Origin of the sequence: Sphingomonas sp. (assembly GCF_019635455.1) — a bacterium.
Taxonomy (GTDB): Bacteria; Pseudomonadota; Alphaproteobacteria; order Sphingomonadales; family Sphingomonadaceae; genus Sphingomonas.
The window spans coordinates 498,857-520,276 of sequence record NZ_JAHBZJ010000001.1; the positions used below are offsets into that span (position 1 = coordinate 498,857).

Consider the following 21,420-nt stretch of genomic DNA (forward strand, 5'->3'; position numbering starts at 1 on the left):
GCGATGACGATGCTCCCGCTCTCCGAACGACGCGTGCTGGTGACCGGATCGGCCGGGTTCATCGGCTTTCATACCGCCAATGCGCTGCTTCGCGGGGGCGCCCAGGTTCTGGGTATCGACAATTTCACCGCCTATTACGATGTCGGACTGAAGGAGCGCCGCAACGCCCTGCTCGAACAGCATCCCGGCTTCACGCTTGCGCGGATTTCGATCGAGGATGTCGCCGCGCTGGCAGAGGCATGGGGCGATTTCGCACCCGACACGGTGATCCACCTCGCCGCACAGGCAGGGGTCCGGTATTCGATCGACCACCCCGCCGAGTATATCGGCACGAATATCGCCGGGACCTTCAACCTGCTGGAACTGGCACGGCGCCATCCGCTGCGCCATTTCCTCGCCGCCTCGACCAGTTCGGTCTACGGGGCGAACACACAGTTGCCCTTTAGCGAGAGCCAACGCATCCAGACGCCGATAAGCCTCTATGCGGCGACGAAAGGCGCGACCGAACTGATCGGCCACAGCTACGCGCATCTGTTCGCGATCCCGACGACCTTTTTCCGCTTTTTCACCGTCTATGGACCCTGGGGGCGGCCCGATATGGCGCTGTTCAAATTCGCGCGCGCGATGCTGAACGGGCAGCCGATCGACGTCTATAATGGCGGCGAAATGGCCCGCGACTTCACCTTCATCGACGACCTGATCGCCGGGCTTGTCGCACTGATCGATGCCGTTCCCGGGCGCGAACCGGTCGCAGCGCTTGACAGCCTGTCGCCGGTCGCACCGTTTCGCGTGGTCAATCTGGGCGGCGGCCGATCGGTTCCGCTGATGGACTATATCGCCGCGCTGGAAACGGCATTGGGCGTCGTCGCGCGAAAGAATTTCCTGCCGATGCAGGCCGGCGACGTGCCGGCGACCGAAGCTTCGCCGGAACTGCTGCGCGCGCTGATCGGCAAGGTCCCGGAAACGCCGGTCGATATCGGGGTCCGGGCGTTCGTCGATTGGCTGCGCGACGATCCTGCCAACCTTGCGCCCGCCGGTGAGTCCGACATGCCGCGCGCGGTTATTTCTTCATCGCCTCGATCACCCGCTTGACCTCCTGACTGCGCCCGCGCGGCAGGATCAGGATGTCGTCCCCGTCGGCGACGACGATCAGATCGGAAACGCCGACCAGCGCCACCCGCTTTCCAGCCGACGCGCGGACCAGGCAGTCGGCGGTGTCGATCGCGACGACATCGCCGCGACAGGCGTTGCCATGTCCGTCGCAGTCACTGATCGCGTGCAATGCGTCCCAGCTTCCCAGATCGGACCAGCCCATGCTCACCGGGACGATCGCGACGCGTTCCGCCTTTTCCATCACGGCATAATCGATCGAATCCGATGGAGAACCGGCGAACGCCTGAGCGTCGGGCAGGATGCGCGCGCCGTCGTGCGTCGCGCGGCCCATCGCCTCTTGCGCAGCCGTCAGAATATCGGGGGCATAGCGCTCCAACGCGGTGAGATACGCATCGGCGCGGAACATAAAGATGCCCCCGTTCCACGCGTGATCCCCCCGCGCCAGCATCTCTTCCGCCGCCTCGCGCGGCGGCTTTTCGACGAAGCGCGTCACCGCATGAACCCCGGCGCCGATCGGATCGCCGATCTGGATATAGCCATAGCCGGTTTCCGGCGCGTCGGGCGTGATCCCGAAGGTGACGAGCCACCCCTGCTCCACCATCGGCATCGCCGCCCGGATCGCGTCGTGAAAGGCCGGGACATCGGCGATGACGTGATCGGAAGGCATCACCAGCAACGGAGCGTCGCCCCCACCGGCCGCCAGCGCGGCCAGCGCGATTGCCGGCGCCGTATTGCGGGCCATCGGTTCCAGGATCAGCGCCTGCGCCGTCGCGCCCACATCGCCGAGTTGCGCCTCGATGAGATCGGCATGCATCACATTGGCGACGATGACCGGCGCCGCGAACCCCGCATCGGCCGGGGTGCGCTGGGCGGTAAGCTGCAACATCGTCTCTTCGGCCGTCAGTGCCAGCATCTGCTTGGGCAATTCCGCACGCGACATCGGCCACAGCCGCGTTCCCGACCCGCCCGACAGGATCACGGGGACAATCGGCGTTCGGTCGGTCATGAGGCGAATCTTCCTTCATTCAGGCAGGAGCGATTGATCGGTGTCAGCCGAAGATGAAAAACATGCGACTGCGCTGACCAAGATCGGCGCCGAGCATCCTATGGCAGGGGAAATGCGTGCAGGCGAGTCGCGAGAACGATCGTGCCGGGCGTTCGATCCGCGAGCGTAGCGGCTCCTTAACGACAGTCTGCTAGGGGGTCGGCATGACGCGCGCTGCAAAAATCCTGGTGATCTTCGGCACCCGACCCGAAGCGATCAAGCTGTTTCCCGTTGTCCAGGCGCTGGCGGCGACCGACGGGCTTGCGGTGCGGACCTGCGTCACCGCGCAGCATCGCGGCCTGCTGGATCAGGTGCTGGACATTGCGGGGCTGCGGCCGGACATCGACCTTGACCTCATGGAGCCGGGGCAGACGCTCGACCGGCTGACCGCGCGGCTGCTGACGGGTCTGGGCGAAGTGATGGATGCCGAGCGGCCCGACCGCGTGATCGTGCAGGGCGATACCGCGACCGCGATGGTCGGCGCGCTGGCGGCCTATTACCGGCGCGTGCCGGTCAGCCATGTCGAGGCGGGGCTGCGCTCCGGCGACATCTGGCAACCCTGGCCCGAGGAAGTGAACCGCCGCATCGTCGCGCCGATCGCCGACCAGCATTTCGCGCCGACCCGGACCGCGGCGGACGCGCTGCGCCGGGAGAATATCGATCCGGCGACGATCCACGTCACCGGCAACACCGTGATCGACGCCTTGCTGGCGACGCGGGCGCGGATCGCGACGGACCCGACCCTCGCCGCAGGCCTTGACCCCGTGCTCGCCCGCCTGGCCGGCAAGCGCATCATCCTCGTCACCACGCATCGGCGCGAGAATTTCGGCGGCGGGATGGAGGCGATCGCCCGCGCGATCGGCCGAATCGCCGATCGTCCCGACAGCGCCATCCTCTTTCCGATGCACCCCAATCCCAATGTGGTTTCGGTGATGGACTCGGTGCTGGGCGAACGCCCCAATGTCGCGCGGATCGCGCCGCTCGACTATCCGACCTTCATCCGCGCACTCGACGCGTGTGAGGTCGTGCTGTCCGATTCGGGGGGCGTACAGGAGGAGGCGCCGGCGCTGGGCAAGCCGGTGCTGGTAATGCGCGAGACGACCGAACGGCCCGAAGGGGTCGCGGCCGGCACCGCGCGGCTCGTCGGCACCGACGCCGACCGCATCGTTTCCGAAATCTCAACCCTGTTGGACGACAAGGGCGCGTATCAGGCGATGGCGCGCGCGCACAATCCGTTCGGCGACGGCCATGCCTCGGCAAGGATAGCGAAGGTCGTCGCGCATGGATTCGGACTCTGAACTCACGGTCGCCGTTCTCGGCCTCGGATATATCGGCTTGCCCACCGCCGCAGTGATCGCGCGCACCGGCGCGATGGTGCTGGGCATCGACGTGCATGAAAGCGTGGTCCAGACGGTCAACGCAGGAAAGGTGCATATCGAGGAGGTCGATCTCGACGGCCTGGTGTCGGGCGTGATCGCGCGCGGGACGCTGCGCGCATCGACCCAGATCGAGCCGTCCGACGTCTTCCTGATCGCCGTGCCGACCCCGTTCGGCGACGATCACGCCCCCAATATCGGCTATGTGCTCCAGGCCGCGACCACCGTCGCCACGGTGCTGAAGGCGGGGGATACCGTCATCCTCGAATCGACCTCACCGGTCGGAACGACGGAAAAGGTCGCCGAACTGCTCAGCCAGCTGCGTCCCGATCTGAAGGTGCCGGGTCATTGCGCCGGCACCGCCGACATCGCCATCGCCTATTGCCCCGAACGGGTGCTGCCCGGCCGCATCCTCGTCGAACTGATCGACAATGACCGGGTGATCGGCGGCGTCACACCGCGCTGCGCGCGCAAGGCGCTGCAATTCTATCGCCGCTTCGTGCGCGGGGCATGCGTGACGACCAGCGCGCGCGCGGCGGAGATGACGAAGCTCACCGAAAACGCGTTTCGCGACGTCAACATCGCCTTTGCCAACGAACTCTCGATCGTCGCCGACGGCATGGGAATCGACGTGTGGGAGGTGATCCGCCTGGCCAACCGTCATCCGCGCGTCAACATCCTCTCGCCCGGCCCGGGCGTGGGTGGGCATTGCATCGCCGTCGATCCGTGGTTCCTCGTCGCCGCCGACCGGGAACATACGCCGCTGATCCGCACCGCGCGCGAGGTGAATGACGGCAAGGTGGGCTTCACCGTCGAACGCGCCGAGGCGCTGATCGCGCAATTGCCGAACGCACCGGTCGCGTGCCTGGGCCTCGCGTTCAAGGCGAACATCGACGATTTTCGCGAGAGTCCGGCGCTGCACGTCGCGGAGGCGATCGCCGCCCGCCACGGATCACGCGTGCGGATCGTCGAGCCCTATGCCGCCACCCTGCCCCCCTCGCTGGCGCAGAGCGGCGCGGTGCTCACCGATATCGATACCGCGCTCGAAACCTGTCCGATCATGATCGTGCTGGTCGATCACGACGTGTTCAAATCGGTCCCGCTCGAAGAGCGCGCCGAAAAGCTGGTGTACGATGCCCGCGGCATCTGGCCCGATCAGCCGCAGAGGCAAGGCCCCTCCCTGCTGCGGGCGGTCGGCGCGGCCTGACTTCACGCGCACGCCGCGCCGCGGGCAGGCGGTCGGGCGAACCGCCCCATGTCCTCAGTGCCTCGCCGTCTCTTTTCACGTCCTGGCTGCGGCCACGTGGCAGGATGCGGATATCATCGCCATCTGCCACGACGATCAGGTCCGAGACCCCATCACCATGTTCGGAGAATTGGGCGAACCGAGCATCAACGGATCGAAGGCGGCCGCGCCCCGCCCTGTTTCGAGAATCGGTGCCTCATTTGGTCTCGGTCCTGGATCGGTTCGATCTGCCGCGGTTTCACTTTCCCTTGCCGTCGGCGGTGCTTCCGCTAAGAGCGCGCTGGCGTTGACCGAAGGGGATTGAACTTGCGCATCGCGATGATCGGCACGGGCTATGTGGGTCTTGTGTCGGGGGCATGTTTTTCGGATTTCGGTCATGACGTGGTGTGCGTGGACAAGGACGCGCGCAAGATCGAATTGCTGCACCAGAATGTAATGCCGATCTACGAGCCGGGCCTGGCCGAGCTGGTCGCGTCGAATGTGAAGGCCGGACGCCTGTCCTTCACCACCGATCTGGCCGAGGGCGTGAAGGGCGCGGACGCGGTGTTCATCGCGGTCGGCACGCCCAGCCGTCGGGGCGACGGCCATGCCGACCTGTCCTACGTCTTTGCGGCGGCGGAAGAGATCGTCGCCGCAGTCGATGGGCCGGTGGTGATCGTCACCAAGTCCACCGTACCGGTCGGCACCGGCGACGATGTCGAGCGGATCGTCGCGCGCATCGCCCCGGACAAGGGGATCGCCGTCGTCTCAAACCCCGAATTCCTGCGTGAGGGCGCCGCGATCGAGGATTTCAAGCGTCCCGACCGCGTCGTCGTCGGCAGCGAGGACGAGCGCGCGAGCCAGGTGATGCGTGACATCTATCGTCCGCTTTCGCTCAATCAGGCGGCGCCCGTCATGTTTACCGGCCGCCGCACCGCGGAGCTGATCAAATATGCCGCCAACGCGTTCCTGGCGGTCAAGATCACCTTCATCAACGAGATCGCGGATTTGTGCGAACAGGTGGGCGCGGACGTGCAGGAGGTGTCGCGCGGCATCGGCCTGGACAATCGCATCGGGCGCAAGTTCCTGAACGCCGGCCCGGGCTATGGCGGATCGTGCTTCCCGAAGGACACGCTGGCGCTGCTCAAGACCGCCGACGACAATGAAACCCCGCTGCGCATCGTTGAAGCGACGGTTCAGGTCAACGACCAGCGCAAGCGCGCGATGGGGCGCAAGGTGATCAAGGCGATGGGCGGCGACGTCCGGGACAAGACCGTCGCGATCCTGGGTCTGACGTTCAAGCCGAACACCGACGACATGCGCGACGCACCGTCGATCGCGGTCATCCAGACGTTGCAGGACGCCGGCGCCATCGTGAAGGCTTACGATCCCGAAGGGACCGAACAGGCACGAAAGATGCTGACCAATGTCGAATTCACCGCCAGCCCCTATGACGCCGCCGATGGCGCCGATGCGCTGGTGATTGTTACCGAATGGGACGCGTTTCGCGCGCTGGACCTCTCTCGCATGAAGTCGCTGCTCAAGGCGCCACTCCTCGTCGATCTACGCAACATTTACCCCGCCGACGAAGCGAAGCGCGCCGGGCTAAAGCTCGTCGGCGTGGGTAAGGCCCAGTAAACGCTACGGCCGCTCGACCGCGACGGCCAGAGTCTCGACGCATCGACCGATCGCGTTGCCAAGGCACGGTCGCGCGGTCACGGTCATGACGGCCGGTCGGCGATCAACGCCTTCCAATGCGACGCGCAGAACCCGCCAGCGGTGTGGAATGTAATAGATCGGGCTGGCGAGCGGTCGCCGCCGTTTCGAGCGTGCGCAGAATTGCCGCTTAGCCTCAAAAAAAGGACGCTGTATAACCGGTCGGCGAGCGCTCGCCTTATCAGAGTCCGACTCCAAATCGTCGGGAATCCTGTGCCGAATTTGATCGCGCCGACGGCCGGGCTTGTTGCAACTAATCCCAAAAGCTTTTAACGCGCCGCTCATTCACTAACCGCATAGAATGTGAGTAGCCGACGAATGATCAAGTTTGGCGTGGTTGGCTGCGGCCGGATTTCCAAGCGGCACCTTGATCTGCTCGGCGGTGGCCAGATCGAGGGCGCTCGCCTGACCGCCATCTGCGACAATGATCCTGAGCGGCTCGAAGCCGCCCGCCAGCGTCACAACGTTGCGGCCTATGACAGCCTCGACAAAATGCTGGCTGATCCGGATGTTGACGTCGTTACCGTGCTGACACCCAGCGGGATGCATGCCGAGCATGCGATTGCGGCCGCACAGGCGGGCAAGCATGTCGTTGTCGAAAAGCCGATGGCGCTTCGGCTTGAGGACGCGGACGCGATGATTGCAGCTTGTGATCGCGCACGGGTCAAGCTGTTCGTGGTCAAGCAGAACCGGCTGAACGTACCGGTGGTCAAGGCGCGCGAGGCGCTCGATGCGGGCCGCTTTGGCAAACTCGTGCTCGGCACGGTTCGCGTGCGGTGGCGGCGCGACCAGAGCTATTATAATCAGGACAGCTGGCGCGGCACCTGGGCGCAGGACGGCGGCGTGCTGGCGAATCAGGCAAGCCACCACGTCGATCTTTTGGAATATTTCATGGGCGACGTCGTTTCCGTCCATGCGCGCGCGTCCCGCGCTCTCGTGGATATCGAGGCAGAGGACACGGCCATCGCGACGCTACAGTTCGCGAGCGGCGCGCTCGGCGTGATCGAAGCCACCAACGCCGCACGTCCCCGCGATCTTGAGGGGTCGCTGTCGATCCTCGGCGAAGGCGGTACCGTCGTCATCGGCGGGTTCGCGGTCAACAAGATGATCACCTGGGATTTCGTTGATCCGCAGGCCGGCGATGAAGACGTGCTCGACAAATTTTCGGTCAATCCGCCGAACGTCTATGGTTACGGGCATCAGGCCTATTATGAACACGTCGTCGATTGCCTTCAAAACGACACGGCGGCGCTGGTTGATGGGCTTGAAGGGCGGCGCAGCCTAGAACTGATCACCGCGCTCTACGAATCCATTGAGACCGGGCAGGATGTGCCGTTGCGGTTCAGGTCGCGTCACGCGCGGCTTGGCGGCTGAAATGACCGAAATCAGGCGGCACGTTGCCAGCGTGCGCGACATCGCCGCCGGAGCCGGCGTCACGATCGTGGAACCCGCGAACCTCTATGAATGCACGCTGGGCGACCGGGTCTTCGTCGGTCCGTTCTGCGAAATCCAAAAGGGAGTCGTCATTGGCGCCGGCTCGCGGGTGCAGAGTCATAGCTTCATTTGCGAATTGGTGACGATCGGCGCGGACTGTTTCGTCGGCCATGGCGTCATGTTCGTGAACGACCGCTTTGCGAGCGGCGGCCCTGCCCGGGGTGATACATCGAAATGGGAATCGACCAGAATCGGGGATCGGGTTTCGATCGGGTCCAATGCCACGATCATGCCGGTCTCGATCTGTGACGATGTCGTCATCGGCGCGGGTTCGGTCGTCACCAAACCGATTACACAGCCCGGAATTTATGCCGGCAATCCGGCGCGCCGGTTGCGCGATCATCGCTGAGTCCATCCTGCGGAGACCGTATGTCCATTCCCTTCGTCGATCTTCACGCCCAGTACCTGTCGCTCAAGGACGAAATCGACGCCGCCATCGCGCGCACCATCGCCAACAGCAGCTTTGTGCGCGGACCTGATGTGGAAGCGTTCGAAGCGGAATATTCAGAGCTGATGGAAGCCAGCCACACGGTTTCGTGCGCGAATGGCACCGATGCGCTCTATATCGCGATGAAGGCGCTGGGCATTAAGCCGGGCGATGAGGTCATCACGACCGCGCAGAGCTGGATTTCGACTTCCGAAACGGTCGGACAGCATGGGGCGACCCCGGTGTTCGTCGATATCGATCCGGCAACCTCGATCATCGATGTCGCGAAGATCGAAGAGAAGATCACCAGCCGTACCGTGGGCATCATTCCGGTGCATCTCTACGGTCAAATGGCCGACATGCCCGCGATCATGGCAATCGCAAAAAAGCACAGCCTGTGGGTGATCGAGGATTGCGCACAGGCGCATCTCGCGACGATCGACGGCCGCAAGGCGGGCCGGTTCGGCGATATCGCAACCTGGTCCTTTTATCCGGGCAAGAATCTGGGTGCGATGGGCGATGCAGGTGCGATCACCACGGATGACCCGGCGCTTGCACGCCACATGGCCTGCTTCGCCCGTCACGGCGGCCTGGTGAAGGGCGATCATGAGATGGAGGGCATCAATTCCCGTCTCGACGGTCTTCAGGCCGCGATCCTGCGCGTGAAGCTACCGCATCTGACCGACTGGACCGCGCGTCGCCGTGCCGTCGCCAAACGGTACGACCGGATCCTTGCCGATATCCCGGGGATCACGCTTCCGACCGAGGTTGAGGGGCGTGAACACGTCTATCACCTGTACGTGATCGAGGCGGAAAATCGCGATGTCCTGGCCGACGCGCTGAAAGCGCGCGGCGTGCCGACGGTCGTCAACTACAAGCGCTCGCTGCCGTTTCTGCCAGCCTATGCACATTTGGGTCATACCCCCGACGATTTTCCGGTCACCTACCGGATGCAGAACCGCATCCTGTCGATCCCGATTTTCGCCGAACTGACCGAAGCGCAGCAGGATCAGGTAGCGGACGCGCTACGCGAAGCCTGCGGGTAGCGCCATGATACGCAATATCGCCACCGTCATGAGAGGGACGGTGATAGGACAGGGGCTCGGCCTGCTTGTTCTACCGCTGCTCACGCGTCTCTATGACCCCGCGGCGTTCGGGCATTTTCAGCTTTATCAAAGCGCCACACTCGTGCTGGTGGTTTTTGTATCGCTTCGCTTCGAAGTCGCGTTGCTGCGCGCCGCCGATGGTCGCGAGCTACACGCAACACTTGCGTTATGTCTTCTTTCGACCTTGGCCACCGCAACGGTGCTGACGCTTGCCTGGACGACCATTTCATTCGGCTGGCCGACCATCTATGCTCAATTTCCGGTTTCGCCCTGGCTAGTTGGCTTGGGCGTCATCCTGATCGGAACCTTTCAGTTTCTCGGCTATCTCGTTACCCGTGAGCATCTCTATGCGGTGAGCGCGAACAGCAAAGTGGCTCTCGCCGGTTCCTACGCTCTACTCGGGTCGGCGCTGGGTGCGCTTCGCATCTCACTTGGCCTGATCGTGGCCGACGCATTGTCGCGTCTGGTTGCAAGCCTCTATCTGTTGCGGGCGCTGCGCGGCCAGGGTCTGCGCAACATGCGCACGCTCCGGATCGCTGATCTGCGGGCAGCCGCCTATAAATTCCGAGAATTTCCCCTGATCACGGTTTTTGGCGGGATCATCAACTCGATCGGGATCGTGCTCACCCCGATCATGATCTATGCGAAATTCAGCCCGGAAGTGTCGGGACAGTTCGCTCTGGTCGAGCGTGCGATATCGTTTCCCGTTGCCATGCTCGTAGGGGCGATTTCTCAGGTCTACATGGCAAACTTTGCCAACGCGGTTCGCAACGATCCATCACAGGTTCGTTCCCAATATCATTCACTGTTGCGGATGCTGGTGCTCGTCGGGATCATGCCGGCCATTATCGGGTTTGTTCTCGCTCCACCGCTCTTCGCGATTGTATTCGGAGCGAAATGGGAGCTCGCGGGTACACTCGCGAGGATCATGATTCCTGCCTATCTCGTCATCTTTATTTACGGCGGCGTGAACATGACCCTCATGCTGCTTGGTCGGCAGTTCATTCAGACTGCTTGGGAAATTTTCCGGCTCGGCTGCATGATCGCGCTTTGGGGTTTCATCGTCACTCCCGGCATGTCAGTAGAAGCCGTCGTGATAATGCACGCATGCGTGCTTGGCGGAGTGTCGCTCATTTTTCTCGCATTGGCAGAGTATGGCGTGCGCAAAGGACCGACAAGGGCGGCGCTCGAAAATGCCTGACCGGCCCGTCATCACGATCGTCGATTACGGCGTCGGCAACATCGCTTCGCTCGTGAACATGTTCGAACATATCGACGCCGACACCCGCCTTTGCGGCGATCCCGACGGGGTGGAGCGCGCACATCGGCTGATGCTGCCCGGCGTCGGCTCGTTCGCACATGCGATGCAGGTGCTGCGATCGAAGGGATTGGACACAGCAATTCAGACAGCCGTTCGGAACGGCGCTCAGGTTCTGGGCGTGTGCCTCGGCATGCAGTTGCTTGCCCGGCATAGCGAAGAGGGCGATGCCGAGGGACTTGGCCTGATTGCAGCGGACGTCCGTCGAATGATACCGTCCGACCCGGGAACGAAAATTCCCAATATGGGCTGGCGCGAAGTCGTTCCGACCAAGCCTTGCTGGCTGATCCGGCAAAGCACCCCGCCCGAGCGCTTCTACTTTGCGCATAGCTATCACATGGTCTGCGACGACCCCGCGGATGTCGCCGCCACAATCGAATATGATGGGCAGAAAACCGTCGCCATCGCCCGTGAATGCGTGTTCGGCGCCCAATTCCATCCCGAGAAGAGCCACCGTTTCGGGATGCGCCTGCTTGCCGATTTTGCAGGTCTCGGCGCATGATTCCGCCGCGCCTGATCCCCGTCCTGCTGATCGATCGCGACCGCCGCGTCGTGAAAACGGTGAACTTTGGCGAGCGGACATATATCGGCGACCCGTTCAACATCATTCGCCTGTTCAACGAGAAGCAGGTGGACGAGATATGCGTGCTCGACATCGATGCCACGCGAGATGGCCGCGTCCCGGATTTCGGCTTCGCCGCCGCGCTGGGCGCAGAGTGTTTCATGCCGTTGAGCTATGGCGGCGGCATCGCGACGATTGACCACGCCCGTCGACTGATCACGGACGGCATCGAAAAGCTCATCCTACGGTCGCATATCGACAATCAGTTGATCGGCGCGGTCGCCCATGAATTTGGTGCGCAGGCTGTTGTCGGGTGCCTCGACTACCGGATTGTGGGAAAACAGCGCCTGGTTGAGCCTCGGAATATTCCGCTCGAGATCGAAGCCGCCCGTCTCGCACGAGCCGGCGTGGGCGAACTTATCCTCCAGTCGATCGATCTCGACGGGACCCGGGCCGGTATGGATATCGAAGGCATCGCGGCAATCGCACCGTGCCTGTCGGTACCGGTCATCGCGCTGGGAGGCGCGGGCGAGGTACATCATCTGAAATCGGCTGTCATGGCCGGGGCCGATGCCGGCGCATCCGGGAGCGCCTTCGCGTTCATCGGTCGGCTCCGGGCCGTCCTGATCAGCTACCCGGACTATTCGGAACGGCTGGAGACCAACTCCGCATGATTCCGGTGACCAACGCCCCGATTTGTTCTGTTTGCGTCATGACCGAGGATGCCGAGGGAGTCGTCGTCGGGCCGGATGGTCAGTGCAATTGCTGCAAGGACGCGATGGCGCGCATGCCCAGCGAATGGTGGCCCGGCGCGGAGGGCGGTCGCCGGATGGCCGCACTTGTCGAGCGACTGAAAGCCGAGGGCAAGGGCAAGTCGTATGACGCGCTTGTCGGACTGAGCGGTGGCATCGACAGCGCCTATCTCGCTCATCATATGGCAAGTCGTCACGGCCTTCGGCTTCTGGCGGTCCATGTCGATGCGGGATGGAACAGCGAGCCTGCGGTCCACAACATCGAAAAGCTCGTGCGCGGGCTCGATATGGACCTGATCACCTATGTTGTCGAATGGGGGGAAGTGCGCGACGTTCAGCGCGCGTTTCTGCGCGCAGGGGTCCTCAATCAGGACTTCCCCCAAGACCATGCCTTTTTTGCCATCTTGTTGCGCATCGCACGGGAATATAATGTGCAGTCGTTTCTGACAGGCGTGAACTTCGCGTCAGAAAACCTGCATGTCCCGCACGACGGCCCCAGTTCCACCGATGGCAAGCATGTACGCGAAATTCACCGTCTATTCGGCGAGCGACCGTTAACGTCCTATCCGATCATGACGATGTTCGAATATCTTTGGACGACCAAGGTTCGCGGTCTTCCCAAGAGGTATCGGCCGCTTGACTATATCAACTATGACAAGGAAGCCGCCCGTCGCGAGCTTGAAACGGCCTATGGCTGGCGCGATTACGGTTCGAAACACAGCGAATCGCGCTTCACGAAATTCTACCAGGACATCTATCTCCCGCGAAAGCAGCGCTTCGACAAGCGGCGGCTTCACCTGTCTTCGCTGATCGTGTCAGGACAGATGACGCGCGACGCAGCGCTGGAAGTGCTCGAATCACCGCCGATCACGGAGCGCCAGGCGGAGCGCGACACACGGTTCGTCGCCAAAAAGCTGGGCTTAACGCCGGACGAACTGAAGTCGATGATGGACTCACCGCTGGTGCCGCACAGCGCCTATGGCAGCGATAAGGCGGTGACCGACCGCCTGATCGGTATCAGGCGTAAATTGCGGGAAGCGGTTCGGCGATGACCGGCTCGACCGTTCCGTTGGCGGAAACGCCTGCACAGGAATCGATCGCTCCCGTTCCGGCGCTGTATCGCCTGCTGGGCAATCTGGTCGTTGCGCTGACGCTCGTCGGCTACCCGCTCGTCGCCGCGACTTCGCAGATTTTGGGTTTTGCGACGAGCGAACTGAACATCGGCTATCGCTTCCTCGCCATCCTGCTCAGCGCGGTGCTGGCGGCCTGGTCCATTTTTCGCGGCCGCTACCGGCTGGATCCGCTGGTTGTCACGTTCCTCGCGATCTATACGCTGCGGATGTTGTTCGATCTGAACTATTCGATGCTGCCGGATATTGAGGACGATTTTACATTCTTCGTTGCCGTCGTTCTGATCCCGATACTGTCCATGGGCGGGGCAAGAGACTGGTTCGACGAAGAAACCTGTCTCCGCATCACATTGGTCGTGGGAAGCGTAGCGTCGTTGATGATCGGCTTCCTGCTCGTCACCGGCGCGGTGGGGGCAAATCCGGCCGCAGGTGAGGACACGCGCGCAACGCTGGAATTTCTCAATCCCATCTCGATCGGCTACCATGGGCTGTTCACCGCAATGGCAGCGGTGGTCTTGTTCGCACGCTATCGCCGGACCGCGCAGATAATACCGATCGCGGTAGCAATCAGTCTGGGAGGATATCTATTGGTTGCCTCCGGCTCTCGGGGACCCTTCGTGGCTTTGCTGATCGGGCTGATCATCACCGGTTCGGCGAACCGCCGAGCGAATGCGACCTACGTGTTCGCTGGATTGATCGCAGCGGGGGCGACCGCCTATTTTGGACTACCCGAAGGCGTCATCAACCGGTTTCGCGACATCGGTTCCGACCTCTCGGCGCTGGAACGGGTCTATGCCATCCAGTTGTCGATTGACGCCGCGCTCGAACACCCCCTGTTCGGCTACGCATATATCGAACCAGTGACCGGGCTTTATCCGCACAATCTGTTGATCGAGGCCGCACTCGCGCTCGGAATCGGCGGGTTTGCACTGATGCTGTGGATGCAGGTCGCCCTTATCTGGAACGCGTGGCGACATGCGCTTCGCAAAGAATGGGCGTTGCCGTTCCTTGGCGCAGCCATGTTTGCGAACGCCTGGATATCAGGATCGATATGGGGTTCCGCCCCCTTCTTCATGATTCTGTGGCTTTTGCGCGAAACACCGCTCGCGTCACAGGAGATGCCGAGACCAGCTCTCGAATTATCCAGGCGGTCTTGACGTTATGCGCCTCTTTCAAAATAGCGCTGTCTATCCGTCCTATCTACCGCGGCTGGCCCGACTGCGAGGAGAATGCGCGTCGTTCGCCGATGCAACTGAGATATTTCTGAACGACCGATTCGGCGCAGCCCATTTCCTCAAGCCCGTTTTAGACCGTAAGGCGGAGGCGTTCTTCGCCAACGGCGACGATGAGGCTTGCCAGCGGCTCTGGGCGAAAGAGCAGGGCATTTCGACGAAGGCGTCGTTAGAGGCGATACTGCTTGCCCAGATCGAACATCATAAGACTGAGGTGTTCTACAACATTGATCCGATGCGCTACGGCGACGACTTTCTCGCTCGTCTGCCTGGGTGCGTTCGCAGGACTATTGCTTGGCGCGCAGCACCGTCGGCGGGCGGTCGCTTTTTTGGACACGATCTGATAGTCAACAATTTTCCAGCCATTCTTGATGACCTTCGCCGACAGGGCGCACGCGCAGCTTACTTCTTTCCAGCGCACGATCCAGAGATGGACAACTACGCAGCTCGAGACGATCGGGAAATCGATATTGTGTTCGTTGGAACCTATTCACGCCACCATCGCAAACGCGCCGTCATGCTGGAAGCGCTCGCCGCACTGGGCTCTGAATTCAAGATCGCGATGCATCTTGACCGATCTCGACTGACCGCCTTGGCCGAGACACCGTTGGGCTGGCTCGGCCCGTTGCGTCCGCATCGGCGCGCGCCGGATATCCGGCGGGTTTCACGTCCCGCAGTCTTTGGGCGAGAATTGCTGGATGCCTTGAGTGGCGCAAAGATTGTCGTAAACGGAGCCATCGATATGTCGATGGAGGATCGTGGCAATATGCGGGTTTGGGAAGCATTGGGGTGTCGCGCCGCAATGATCAGCGACGCAGGACGATATCCCGATGGTTTGAAAGCGGGCGAGCAATTTGAGAGCTATCGCAACGCCGATGAGCTTATGACAAAAATCTCGGCGTTGCTTGTCGATGCTCCTCGCAGACAGCGGATCGCCGATGCAGGGTATCAGGCAATTTCAACCCTTTATTCTAAACAAAAGCAGTGGGAGGCGTTCATGCGCCTTGCGTCGTAGGCGGAAGGGCAGCCGTGTTTCGCAGACTAAACAAGGGGGCGGCACAGCGCGCGCTCGCACGATTGAGGGGCCGCGCCACAGCTCAAATCGGCGCCGGCGTAAGCCTGACCGCCAGCGCACGAATCTATAATATGGGCAGAAACGACGCCGATATCTCCATAGGTTCCGGGAGCATCGTTCGCGGGGAACTGCTGCGCTTTGCCCATGGAGGCAAAATCACGATCGGGACCCGGTGTTACATTGGCGAGGGTACCCGTATTTGGTCGGGTACCGGCATTTCCATCGGCGATCATGTGCTGATCGCTCACAACGTATCGATTTTCGACAATCTTACCCATCCGATCGATTGGCAGGCGCGACGGCGGCACTTTGAGGCAATCGCGACGACCGGTCACCCCAATGACATCGATTTAGGCGATCGGCCGGTAATGATCGGTGACGATGTATGGATCGGCGCACAGGCTTTGGTCCTGCGCGGAGTGAACATTGGCGCACGCGCGATTGTTGCCGCAGGCGCGGTCGTAACGCGCGACGTTCCCGCTGATACCGTTGTTGCGGGAAATCCCGCTGTTCCCGTCCGCCCGCTTACGCAAAACCCTGACGAAGGTTGAAGACATGCTCCGCCGATCATTGAATATTGCTAAGCAGCTCGCGATGAATGTTCGCGACCTTGATAAAGTTCTCGTCAATCAAGGTCGTCTTCTTTGCGCTACTTATAAAGATGCGGAATTCTCCTGTCTACAGGACGCCGAATTTCAAATTTTTTCGCAATGGGGCGAGGACGGAATCATTCAATACCTGACTCAAAATATCGAAATTGAACACAAGACATTCGTTGAATTTGGTGTCGAAACCTTCCGAGAAGCTAATTGCCGCTTCCTGATGCAGAAAGATTTCTGGAGCGGGATGGTAATCGATGGATCGACGAAACACATCGCAAAAATCAAGAATTCAAACTTTTTTTGGCGTCATGACCTCACAGCGATTGAGGCGTTCATTTCGCGTGAAAACATCGCCGAATTGATCGACCGCGCTCCATTAAAAGGTATCGGCATCCTCTCGGTCGATATTGACGGCGTAGATTATTTTGTGCTCGAAGCACTTGGCCACCTGAAACCAGCAATCATCATTGTTGAGTATAATGGTTTGTTTGGACCTACCGCGACCGTATCAGTGCCTTACAGTGCAGATTTCTGGAGAACCAAAGCACATCATTCCAACCTCTATTATGGCGCTAGTATCGCCGCGTTTGACTATCTTCTTGCGTCGCGCAGTTACAAGCTGGTCGGGGGCAACATGGCGGGTAATAATGCCTTTTTCGTGCGTGAGGATCTGCTAACCGATAAAATTCGGCCGGTGAGCGTCGCTGACGCGTTTCGCGAAACCTCTTTCGCAGAAGGAAGAAGGGCGGACGGAACGCTCGATTTCGTGCGCGGCCTAGACAGGCGTGCGGCAATCGCAGACCTGCCCCTGTACGATGTCAACAGCGGCGAGACACTGCGCGTGTCAGATCTCCCTACAGCGTGACACTTGCCTGGGTGACGGGAGCCGCCGGGTTTATCGGCAGGCATCTGGTGCGGCATCTTGCCGATGCCGGCGTGTGCGTCAGCGGCCTTGACCTGGTCGGTGCAGCGCCGGCCGGACTCGCCGATACGGTGCAGGGCTGGCAGACAGGGCCGCTGTCACCGGCGGCGCTGGCGGCACTTGCGGCCGAAACGGGCATTCCAGGCACGATATACCACCTCGCGGGCGGCTCGTCGGTCGGGGCATCGCTGGCCGATCCGCATGGTGACCTGACCGCGACGGTGGCGGCGTGCGGCGTCGTACTCGACTGGCTGCGTACCCATGCCCCCGAAACGCGACTGGTGGTCGTCTCTTCGGCAGCGGTCTACGGCAATCTCCACGCAGGTCCGATCGCCGACACCGCCGCGACCTCCCCCTTTTCGCCCTATGGCGCGCACAAGTTCGCGATGGAGACGGTGTGTCGCGGCTGGGCCGGCAGTTTCGGCATGCCAATCGCCGCAGCGCGCTTGTTCTCGGTTTATGGCCCGGGCCTGACCAAGCAACTGCTATGGGATCTGTCGGGCAAGCTCGCGGCGGACACGCCGACGGTCATGCTTGGCGGAACCGGCGAGGAACTGCGCGACTGGACCCATGTCGATGACGTCGTGCGCGCGCTCGCCGTCATCGCGCCGCTGGCGTCCCCGGACATGCCGGTGATAAATGCAGGATCTGGAACCCCCGTCAGCGTGCGCCGGATCGCCGCAACGCTTGCAGACGCCTTCGACCGGGACGAAAACTGCCTGCGCTTTTCGGGCGAGAGCCGCCCGGGCGACCCGTTCAGCCTGGTCGCGGCGCCCGGTCGATTACAGGCGACCGGGTTCGAGTGGCAGGTTGGCCTCGAAGACGGCATCGGCGGCTATGCTCGATGGTATCGGTCGCGGGGTGGGCGATGATCCGGTTCGCAATCCCGCCAATCGGCGGCAAGGGCTGGTTCGGCGGCTGGATGTACATGCGCAACATGGTGCGTGCGTTGGCGGAATTCGGCGACCCGGAGATCGAAACGCTGCTGTGCCTCGGACCGGACCGTGCCGACGATCCCTATGTTCGCGACTTGGCCGATCTGCCGCGAACGCGCATCGTGATCGACCCGGCCTTTGCCGAGGACCGGGTGAGAGGCGGCATTGGGCGTACATTGGCGACCGGTCGCAACGCGCCGATCCTTGACGCACTCGCGCGTGCGGGAGCCGACGTTCTGTTCGCGCCGGCCATCTATCTGGGATGGCGCAGCGAGATCCCCTCCATCGCCTGGTTTCCCGATTTCCAGCATCGCCGCCTGTCGCGCATGTTCAGCCGCGCGGCATGGTTGAAGCGCGAGCTGGGCTTTCGCGCCCAGGTCGCGGCCAGTGCTGCGATCGTGCTGAGCAGCGAGGATGCGGAGCGCGATTGCCTGACCTATTATCCGGCAGCGCGCGGTCGCACCCATGTTGCCCGTTTCGCGGTTCCGGTGGATAGTTGGCCCGATGCCGCAACCGCCTGGTCGCGACTGCGGACCGACGGGATCCCTGAGAACTTCGTGTTCCTTCCCAACCAGCTCTGGCAGCACAAGAACCACATGCTGGCAATCGAAGCCGCCGGCCTGTTGGCGAAACGCGGATCGGACCGGTTGATCCTTGTCACCGGCCATGGCGAAGATCCCCGCCGCCCCGGCTATCGCGCCGAACTGGAGGCGCGCATCGCCGCGCTGGGGGCCGGCGATCATATCCGGCTGCTCGGCAGCGTCGATCACGCGCTGGTCAAGGCGATGATGATCGGTGCCAACGCGCTGCTCAATCCCTCGCGGTTTGAGGGTTGGAGCACCACCGTCGAGGAGGCAAAGGCGGTCGGCACCCCGATGCTGTTGTCCGACTTGCCCGTCCACCGCGAACAGGCACCGGATGCATGTTTCTTTGGCACCGACGATGCAGCCGCGCTTGCCCGTGCGATCGAGGCGGCGGCACCGCGCAGCTTCGATATGGTCGCGGACGCCGTCGATCGCGCACGCTCCGGAACCCGCGAGCGGCAGGCGGCCTTCGCACAAATCCTCTCGGCCGTGATACGCGAGACGACGCGCGCCGGTCGAGCGCCAGTGGAGTGAACGGCAGCGGCCATGTTCAGCGCAACCTTCACCTCCGCCCGGACGATCGCGAGCGAAGCCGAATTGCGTGCGGCATTCGGCTCACCGTTGCTGTTCATGGCCAAAGATAGCCAGCTTGTCTGTGAAGGAACGGTCCACTTGGCCCACAGCGTGTCATTCGCCGGTGCCTGTTCGATCGGTGACGGGACCAGCATCGATACCGGTAGCGTTCTCACCAATGTGCGTCTGGGTCCGGGGAACCGCGTCCGGCCCTATTCGATCTTGACCGATCTCGATGCTGGCGCCCGCAATTTGCTGGGGCCATTCTGCTTCATCCGCGACGATTGCACGGTCGGCGACGACTGTATTCTGGGCGCCCATGTCGAGACGGCAAGAAGTCGCTTCGGATCGTCGGTAAAGATCTCGCATCGCGCGTTCGTGGGGGATGCCGATATCGGGTCGGGGACGATCATCGGTGCTGGCGTGGTGTTCTGCAATTGGGATGGCCAGGGCAGGCAAGCAAGCCGGATCGGGGAGCAGGCGGTGATCGGTTCCGGGACCCTGCTCGTGCCTCCGCTGACCGTGGGCGACCGGGCGGTGATCGCGGCCGGCTCCACGCTCACCCGGGACGTGGCGGTCGATGCCCGGGTCATTCAGAAGCGAGGTTGAATCGATGTCGCCCAGCCCGTTGCTGCTGACCCCTTCGCTCGCCATCTACGCGTCGGTCGTCGCGATTCTGACCTTTGCCGGCGCCGTTACCTATCGTCGTTTCTGGCTCACCACCCGCAAGGATGGTGCAACCCCCACTGGTTTCGGCGCCCTTCTGGCACCGGTGATGCTGGGTGCCGCGATCATTTCCGGGGCATCGACGGAACTGGTCGCTTCCCTCGTCGCGATCACGGCGGCTACCGCGATCTTCTGGATCGACGATATCGTAAATCTCAGCGCGCGGCTTCGCGTCATGGTCAGCTTTCTGACCGGTGCGGGAGTAGGCCTGGCCTATCTTGCGGGTCATTTCGAAAACGTCCCGCTGTTGATCGCGGCACTGGCCGCGGCCGGCATCGTCTGCGTCGTGCTCACCAACATGGTGAACTTCTGCGACGGCGCCGATCTCAACCTGGCGACATTCATCGTGCTCACCGCCGCGCTGATCCTGATGTTCGCCGCGCCGGATTCGGACTGGCCGCCCGTCGCGCTCGGCGCCCTCGCCTTCACCCTCCCCTTCGCGGTGATGAACAGCCGGCCACGCACCATCTACCTTGGCGACGCGGGCAGCTTCGCATTTGCCGGCCTGTTGACCGCGATGGCCGTTGCCTTCGTTCAGAACTTCGCAAATATCCCGCCAGAAGCGGCGATCCCGGCCGCGCTACCTACGCTGGACGTGGCCTATGTCTTCACAGTGCGGGTCGTCGAGAAGCATGATCTGCTGACGCGCAACTATCTCCATCTTTATCAGCGGTTGAACCGTCGCCATCGCGGTTTTGGCTATCTGCTCCCCCAACTCGTCAATGCCGCGATCTGCCTGGGGTGCGCACTGCTGCTTCAGCACTGGGGCGCCGGACGAATTGTTTCGGTGATCGTCGCGATGATCGCAGTCACCATTCCCTTTTACTTTCTGTGCCGCAAGTTCCTGCTCGCCGGTCCGCCCGAAGGCCCGTTGTACGAGACTAGCCGATGAGCCGCTGGGAAAAATTCTGCGTTGTCGGTATCGGCGGCCACGCGCGGACGAAGCTGATCCCCGCCATCGAAGCGAATGGACAGACGATTGTAGGCCTCGTGTCCCGCCAGCCCTCAACGGCGTTGCCGGATGCGCCGATTTTCGCAACGCTGGAGGCGGCCGTGCCAGTGCTGCCCGACGACACCGTCATCGTGATCGCCAGTCCGCCCCTGATACATTTCAGCCAGACGCGCACGGCGATCGAAGGGGGCTTCGACGTCATCGTCGAAAAGCCGGCCTTCGTGACGGCGAAAGAGGCGAAGCAGATCGCAGCGTTGTGTACGGCGCGCGGTACGGTGCTGGTCGAAGCATTCATGCAACGCCACAGCGCCCTTTATCGCCGACTGATCGACTATTGCATGGCGCACCGGGTTGCCGCGATCGACCTGGCCTTCGTCATCCCGGCAATGCCCACCGGCACCTTCCGGAGCGAAAGCGACCCGGGATCGTCGAGCCTGTACGACATCGGCTGCTATATTCTCGCGTTGCTGAGCGACCTTGGCCTGGATTTGCACGGTCTGGATATCACCCGCGTCCGCCACCCGGGGACCATGCACGAAGCCGTCGAGCTTGCCG

The 21,420-nt window shown here is 62.3% G+C and carries 21 protein-coding genes; 20 read left to right on the forward strand and 1 reads right to left on the reverse strand.

Features of this window, described 5'->3' with window-relative positions; genetic code table 11:
- The first annotated feature begins 3 nt into the window (after nucleotides 1-3).
- Nucleotides 4-1,092 carry an NAD-dependent epimerase/dehydratase family protein gene (locus KF783_RS02520; RefSeq protein WP_294076311.1) on the forward strand — a complete coding sequence of 363 codons (1,089 nt, stop codon included), beginning with the start codon at nucleotides 4-6 and terminating at the stop codon, nucleotides 1,090-1,092.
- Here the strand turns inward: KF783_RS02520 and KF783_RS02525 are convergent.
- Nucleotides 1,061-2,119 (reverse strand): mannose-1-phosphate guanylyltransferase/mannose-6-phosphate isomerase, encoded by a 1,059-nt coding sequence (locus KF783_RS02525; protein ID WP_294076312.1) that lies wholly within the window; start codon nucleotides 2,117-2,119, stop codon nucleotides 1,061-1,063. The genes KF783_RS02520 and KF783_RS02525 overlap by 32 nt on opposite strands.
- A gap of 203 nt (nucleotides 2,120-2,322) precedes the next feature.
- On the opposite strand from KF783_RS02525, the gene wecB reads away from it, so the two are divergent.
- From wecB to KF783_RS02620, 19 genes are all read left to right on the forward strand, one after another.
- Nucleotides 2,323-3,456 (forward strand): UDP-N-acetylglucosamine 2-epimerase (non-hydrolyzing), encoded by a 1,134-nt coding sequence (wecB, locus tag KF783_RS02530; protein ID WP_294076313.1) that lies wholly within the window; start codon nucleotides 2,323-2,325, stop codon nucleotides 3,454-3,456.
- The gene (gene wecC / locus KF783_RS02535; RefSeq protein ID WP_294076314.1) at nucleotides 3,440-4,741 is read left to right on the forward strand and encodes a UDP-N-acetyl-D-mannosamine dehydrogenase; all 1,302 of its coding nucleotides are present in this window, start codon (nucleotides 3,440-3,442) and stop codon (nucleotides 4,739-4,741) included. Before wecB ends, wecC begins: the two co-directional genes overlap by 17 nt.
- Nucleotides 4,742-5,086: 345 nt before the next feature.
- On the forward strand, nucleotides 5,087-6,397 hold the full coding sequence (locus KF783_RS02540; protein ID WP_294076356.1) for a UDP-glucose/GDP-mannose dehydrogenase family protein: 1,311 nt from the start codon (nucleotides 5,087-5,089) through the stop codon (nucleotides 6,395-6,397).
- A 396-nt stretch (nucleotides 6,398-6,793) separates the two neighbouring features.
- Nucleotides 6,794-7,849 (forward strand): Gfo/Idh/MocA family oxidoreductase, encoded by a 1,056-nt coding sequence (locus KF783_RS02545; protein ID WP_294076315.1) that lies wholly within the window; start codon nucleotides 6,794-6,796, stop codon nucleotides 7,847-7,849.
- A gap of 1 nt (nucleotide 7,850) precedes the next feature.
- Nucleotides 7,851-8,318 carry an acyltransferase gene (locus KF783_RS02550; protein WP_294076316.1) on the forward strand — a complete coding sequence of 156 codons (468 nt, stop codon included), beginning with the start codon at nucleotides 7,851-7,853 and terminating at the stop codon, nucleotides 8,316-8,318.
- 20 nt (nucleotides 8,319-8,338) lie between these two features.
- Nucleotides 8,339-9,442 carry a DegT/DnrJ/EryC1/StrS family aminotransferase gene (locus KF783_RS02555; protein ID WP_294076317.1) on the forward strand — a complete coding sequence of 368 codons (1,104 nt, stop codon included), beginning with the start codon at nucleotides 8,339-8,341 and terminating at the stop codon, nucleotides 9,440-9,442.
- Nucleotides 9,443-9,446: 4 nt separating this feature from the next.
- Nucleotides 9,447-10,703, forward strand: a complete 1,257-nt coding sequence (locus tag KF783_RS02560; protein ID WP_294076318.1) for an oligosaccharide flippase family protein — start codon at nucleotides 9,447-9,449, stop codon at nucleotides 10,701-10,703.
- On the forward strand, nucleotides 10,696-11,322 hold the full coding sequence (hisH, locus tag KF783_RS02565; RefSeq protein ID WP_294076319.1) for an imidazole glycerol phosphate synthase subunit HisH: 627 nt from the start codon (nucleotides 10,696-10,698) through the stop codon (nucleotides 11,320-11,322). The genes KF783_RS02560 and hisH overlap by 8 nt, the downstream gene beginning before the upstream one ends.
- On the forward strand, nucleotides 11,319-12,056 hold the full coding sequence (locus KF783_RS02570) for a HisA/HisF-related TIM barrel protein (RefSeq protein ID WP_294076320.1): 738 nt from the start codon (nucleotides 11,319-11,321) through the stop codon (nucleotides 12,054-12,056). Before hisH ends, KF783_RS02570 begins: the two co-directional genes overlap by 4 nt.
- Complete coding sequence (locus KF783_RS02575; RefSeq protein WP_294076321.1) at nucleotides 12,053-13,186, forward strand: N-acetyl sugar amidotransferase; 1,134 nt, start codon at nucleotides 12,053-12,055, stop codon at nucleotides 13,184-13,186. The genes KF783_RS02570 and KF783_RS02575 overlap by 4 nt, the downstream gene beginning before the upstream one ends.
- On the forward strand, nucleotides 13,183-14,421 hold the full coding sequence (locus KF783_RS02580; protein ID WP_294076322.1) for an O-antigen ligase family protein: 1,239 nt from the start codon (nucleotides 13,183-13,185) through the stop codon (nucleotides 14,419-14,421). The genes KF783_RS02575 and KF783_RS02580 overlap by 4 nt, the downstream gene beginning before the upstream one ends.
- Before the next feature lie 4 nt (nucleotides 14,422-14,425).
- A complete protein-coding gene (locus KF783_RS02585; protein WP_294076323.1) occupies nucleotides 14,426-15,511 on the forward strand; it encodes a glycosyltransferase in 1,086 nt (361 codons plus the stop codon).
- A gap of 14 nt (nucleotides 15,512-15,525) precedes the next feature.
- Complete coding sequence (locus KF783_RS02590; protein WP_294076324.1) at nucleotides 15,526-16,122, forward strand: DapH/DapD/GlmU-related protein; 597 nt, start codon at nucleotides 15,526-15,528, stop codon at nucleotides 16,120-16,122.
- Nucleotides 16,061-17,038 carry a hypothetical protein gene (locus KF783_RS02595; RefSeq protein ID WP_294076325.1) on the forward strand — a complete coding sequence of 326 codons (978 nt, stop codon included), beginning with the start codon at nucleotides 16,061-16,063 and terminating at the stop codon, nucleotides 17,036-17,038. Before KF783_RS02590 ends, KF783_RS02595 begins: the two co-directional genes overlap by 62 nt.
- 11 nt (nucleotides 17,039-17,049) lie before the next feature.
- Nucleotides 17,050-17,967 (forward strand): NAD(P)-dependent oxidoreductase, encoded by a 918-nt coding sequence (locus KF783_RS02600; protein WP_294076326.1) that lies wholly within the window; start codon nucleotides 17,050-17,052, stop codon nucleotides 17,965-17,967.
- Nucleotides 17,964-19,148, forward strand: coding sequence for a glycosyltransferase family 1 protein (locus tag KF783_RS02605; RefSeq protein WP_294076327.1), 1,185 nt, complete (start codon nucleotides 17,964-17,966; stop codon nucleotides 19,146-19,148). The genes KF783_RS02600 and KF783_RS02605 overlap by 4 nt, the downstream gene beginning before the upstream one ends.
- A gap of 12 nt (nucleotides 19,149-19,160) precedes the next feature.
- On the forward strand, nucleotides 19,161-19,796 hold the full coding sequence (locus KF783_RS02610) for a DapH/DapD/GlmU-related protein (protein WP_294076328.1): 636 nt from the start codon (nucleotides 19,161-19,163) through the stop codon (nucleotides 19,794-19,796).
- Between the two features lie 4 nt (nucleotides 19,797-19,800).
- Nucleotides 19,801-20,805 (forward strand): hypothetical protein, encoded by a 1,005-nt coding sequence (locus KF783_RS02615; protein ID WP_294076329.1) that lies wholly within the window; start codon nucleotides 19,801-19,803, stop codon nucleotides 20,803-20,805.
- The coding region (locus KF783_RS02620) for a Gfo/Idh/MocA family oxidoreductase (RefSeq protein ID WP_294076330.1) at nucleotides 20,802-21,420 on the forward strand (619 nt) is incomplete at its 3' end. The genes KF783_RS02615 and KF783_RS02620, both read left to right, overlap by 4 nt.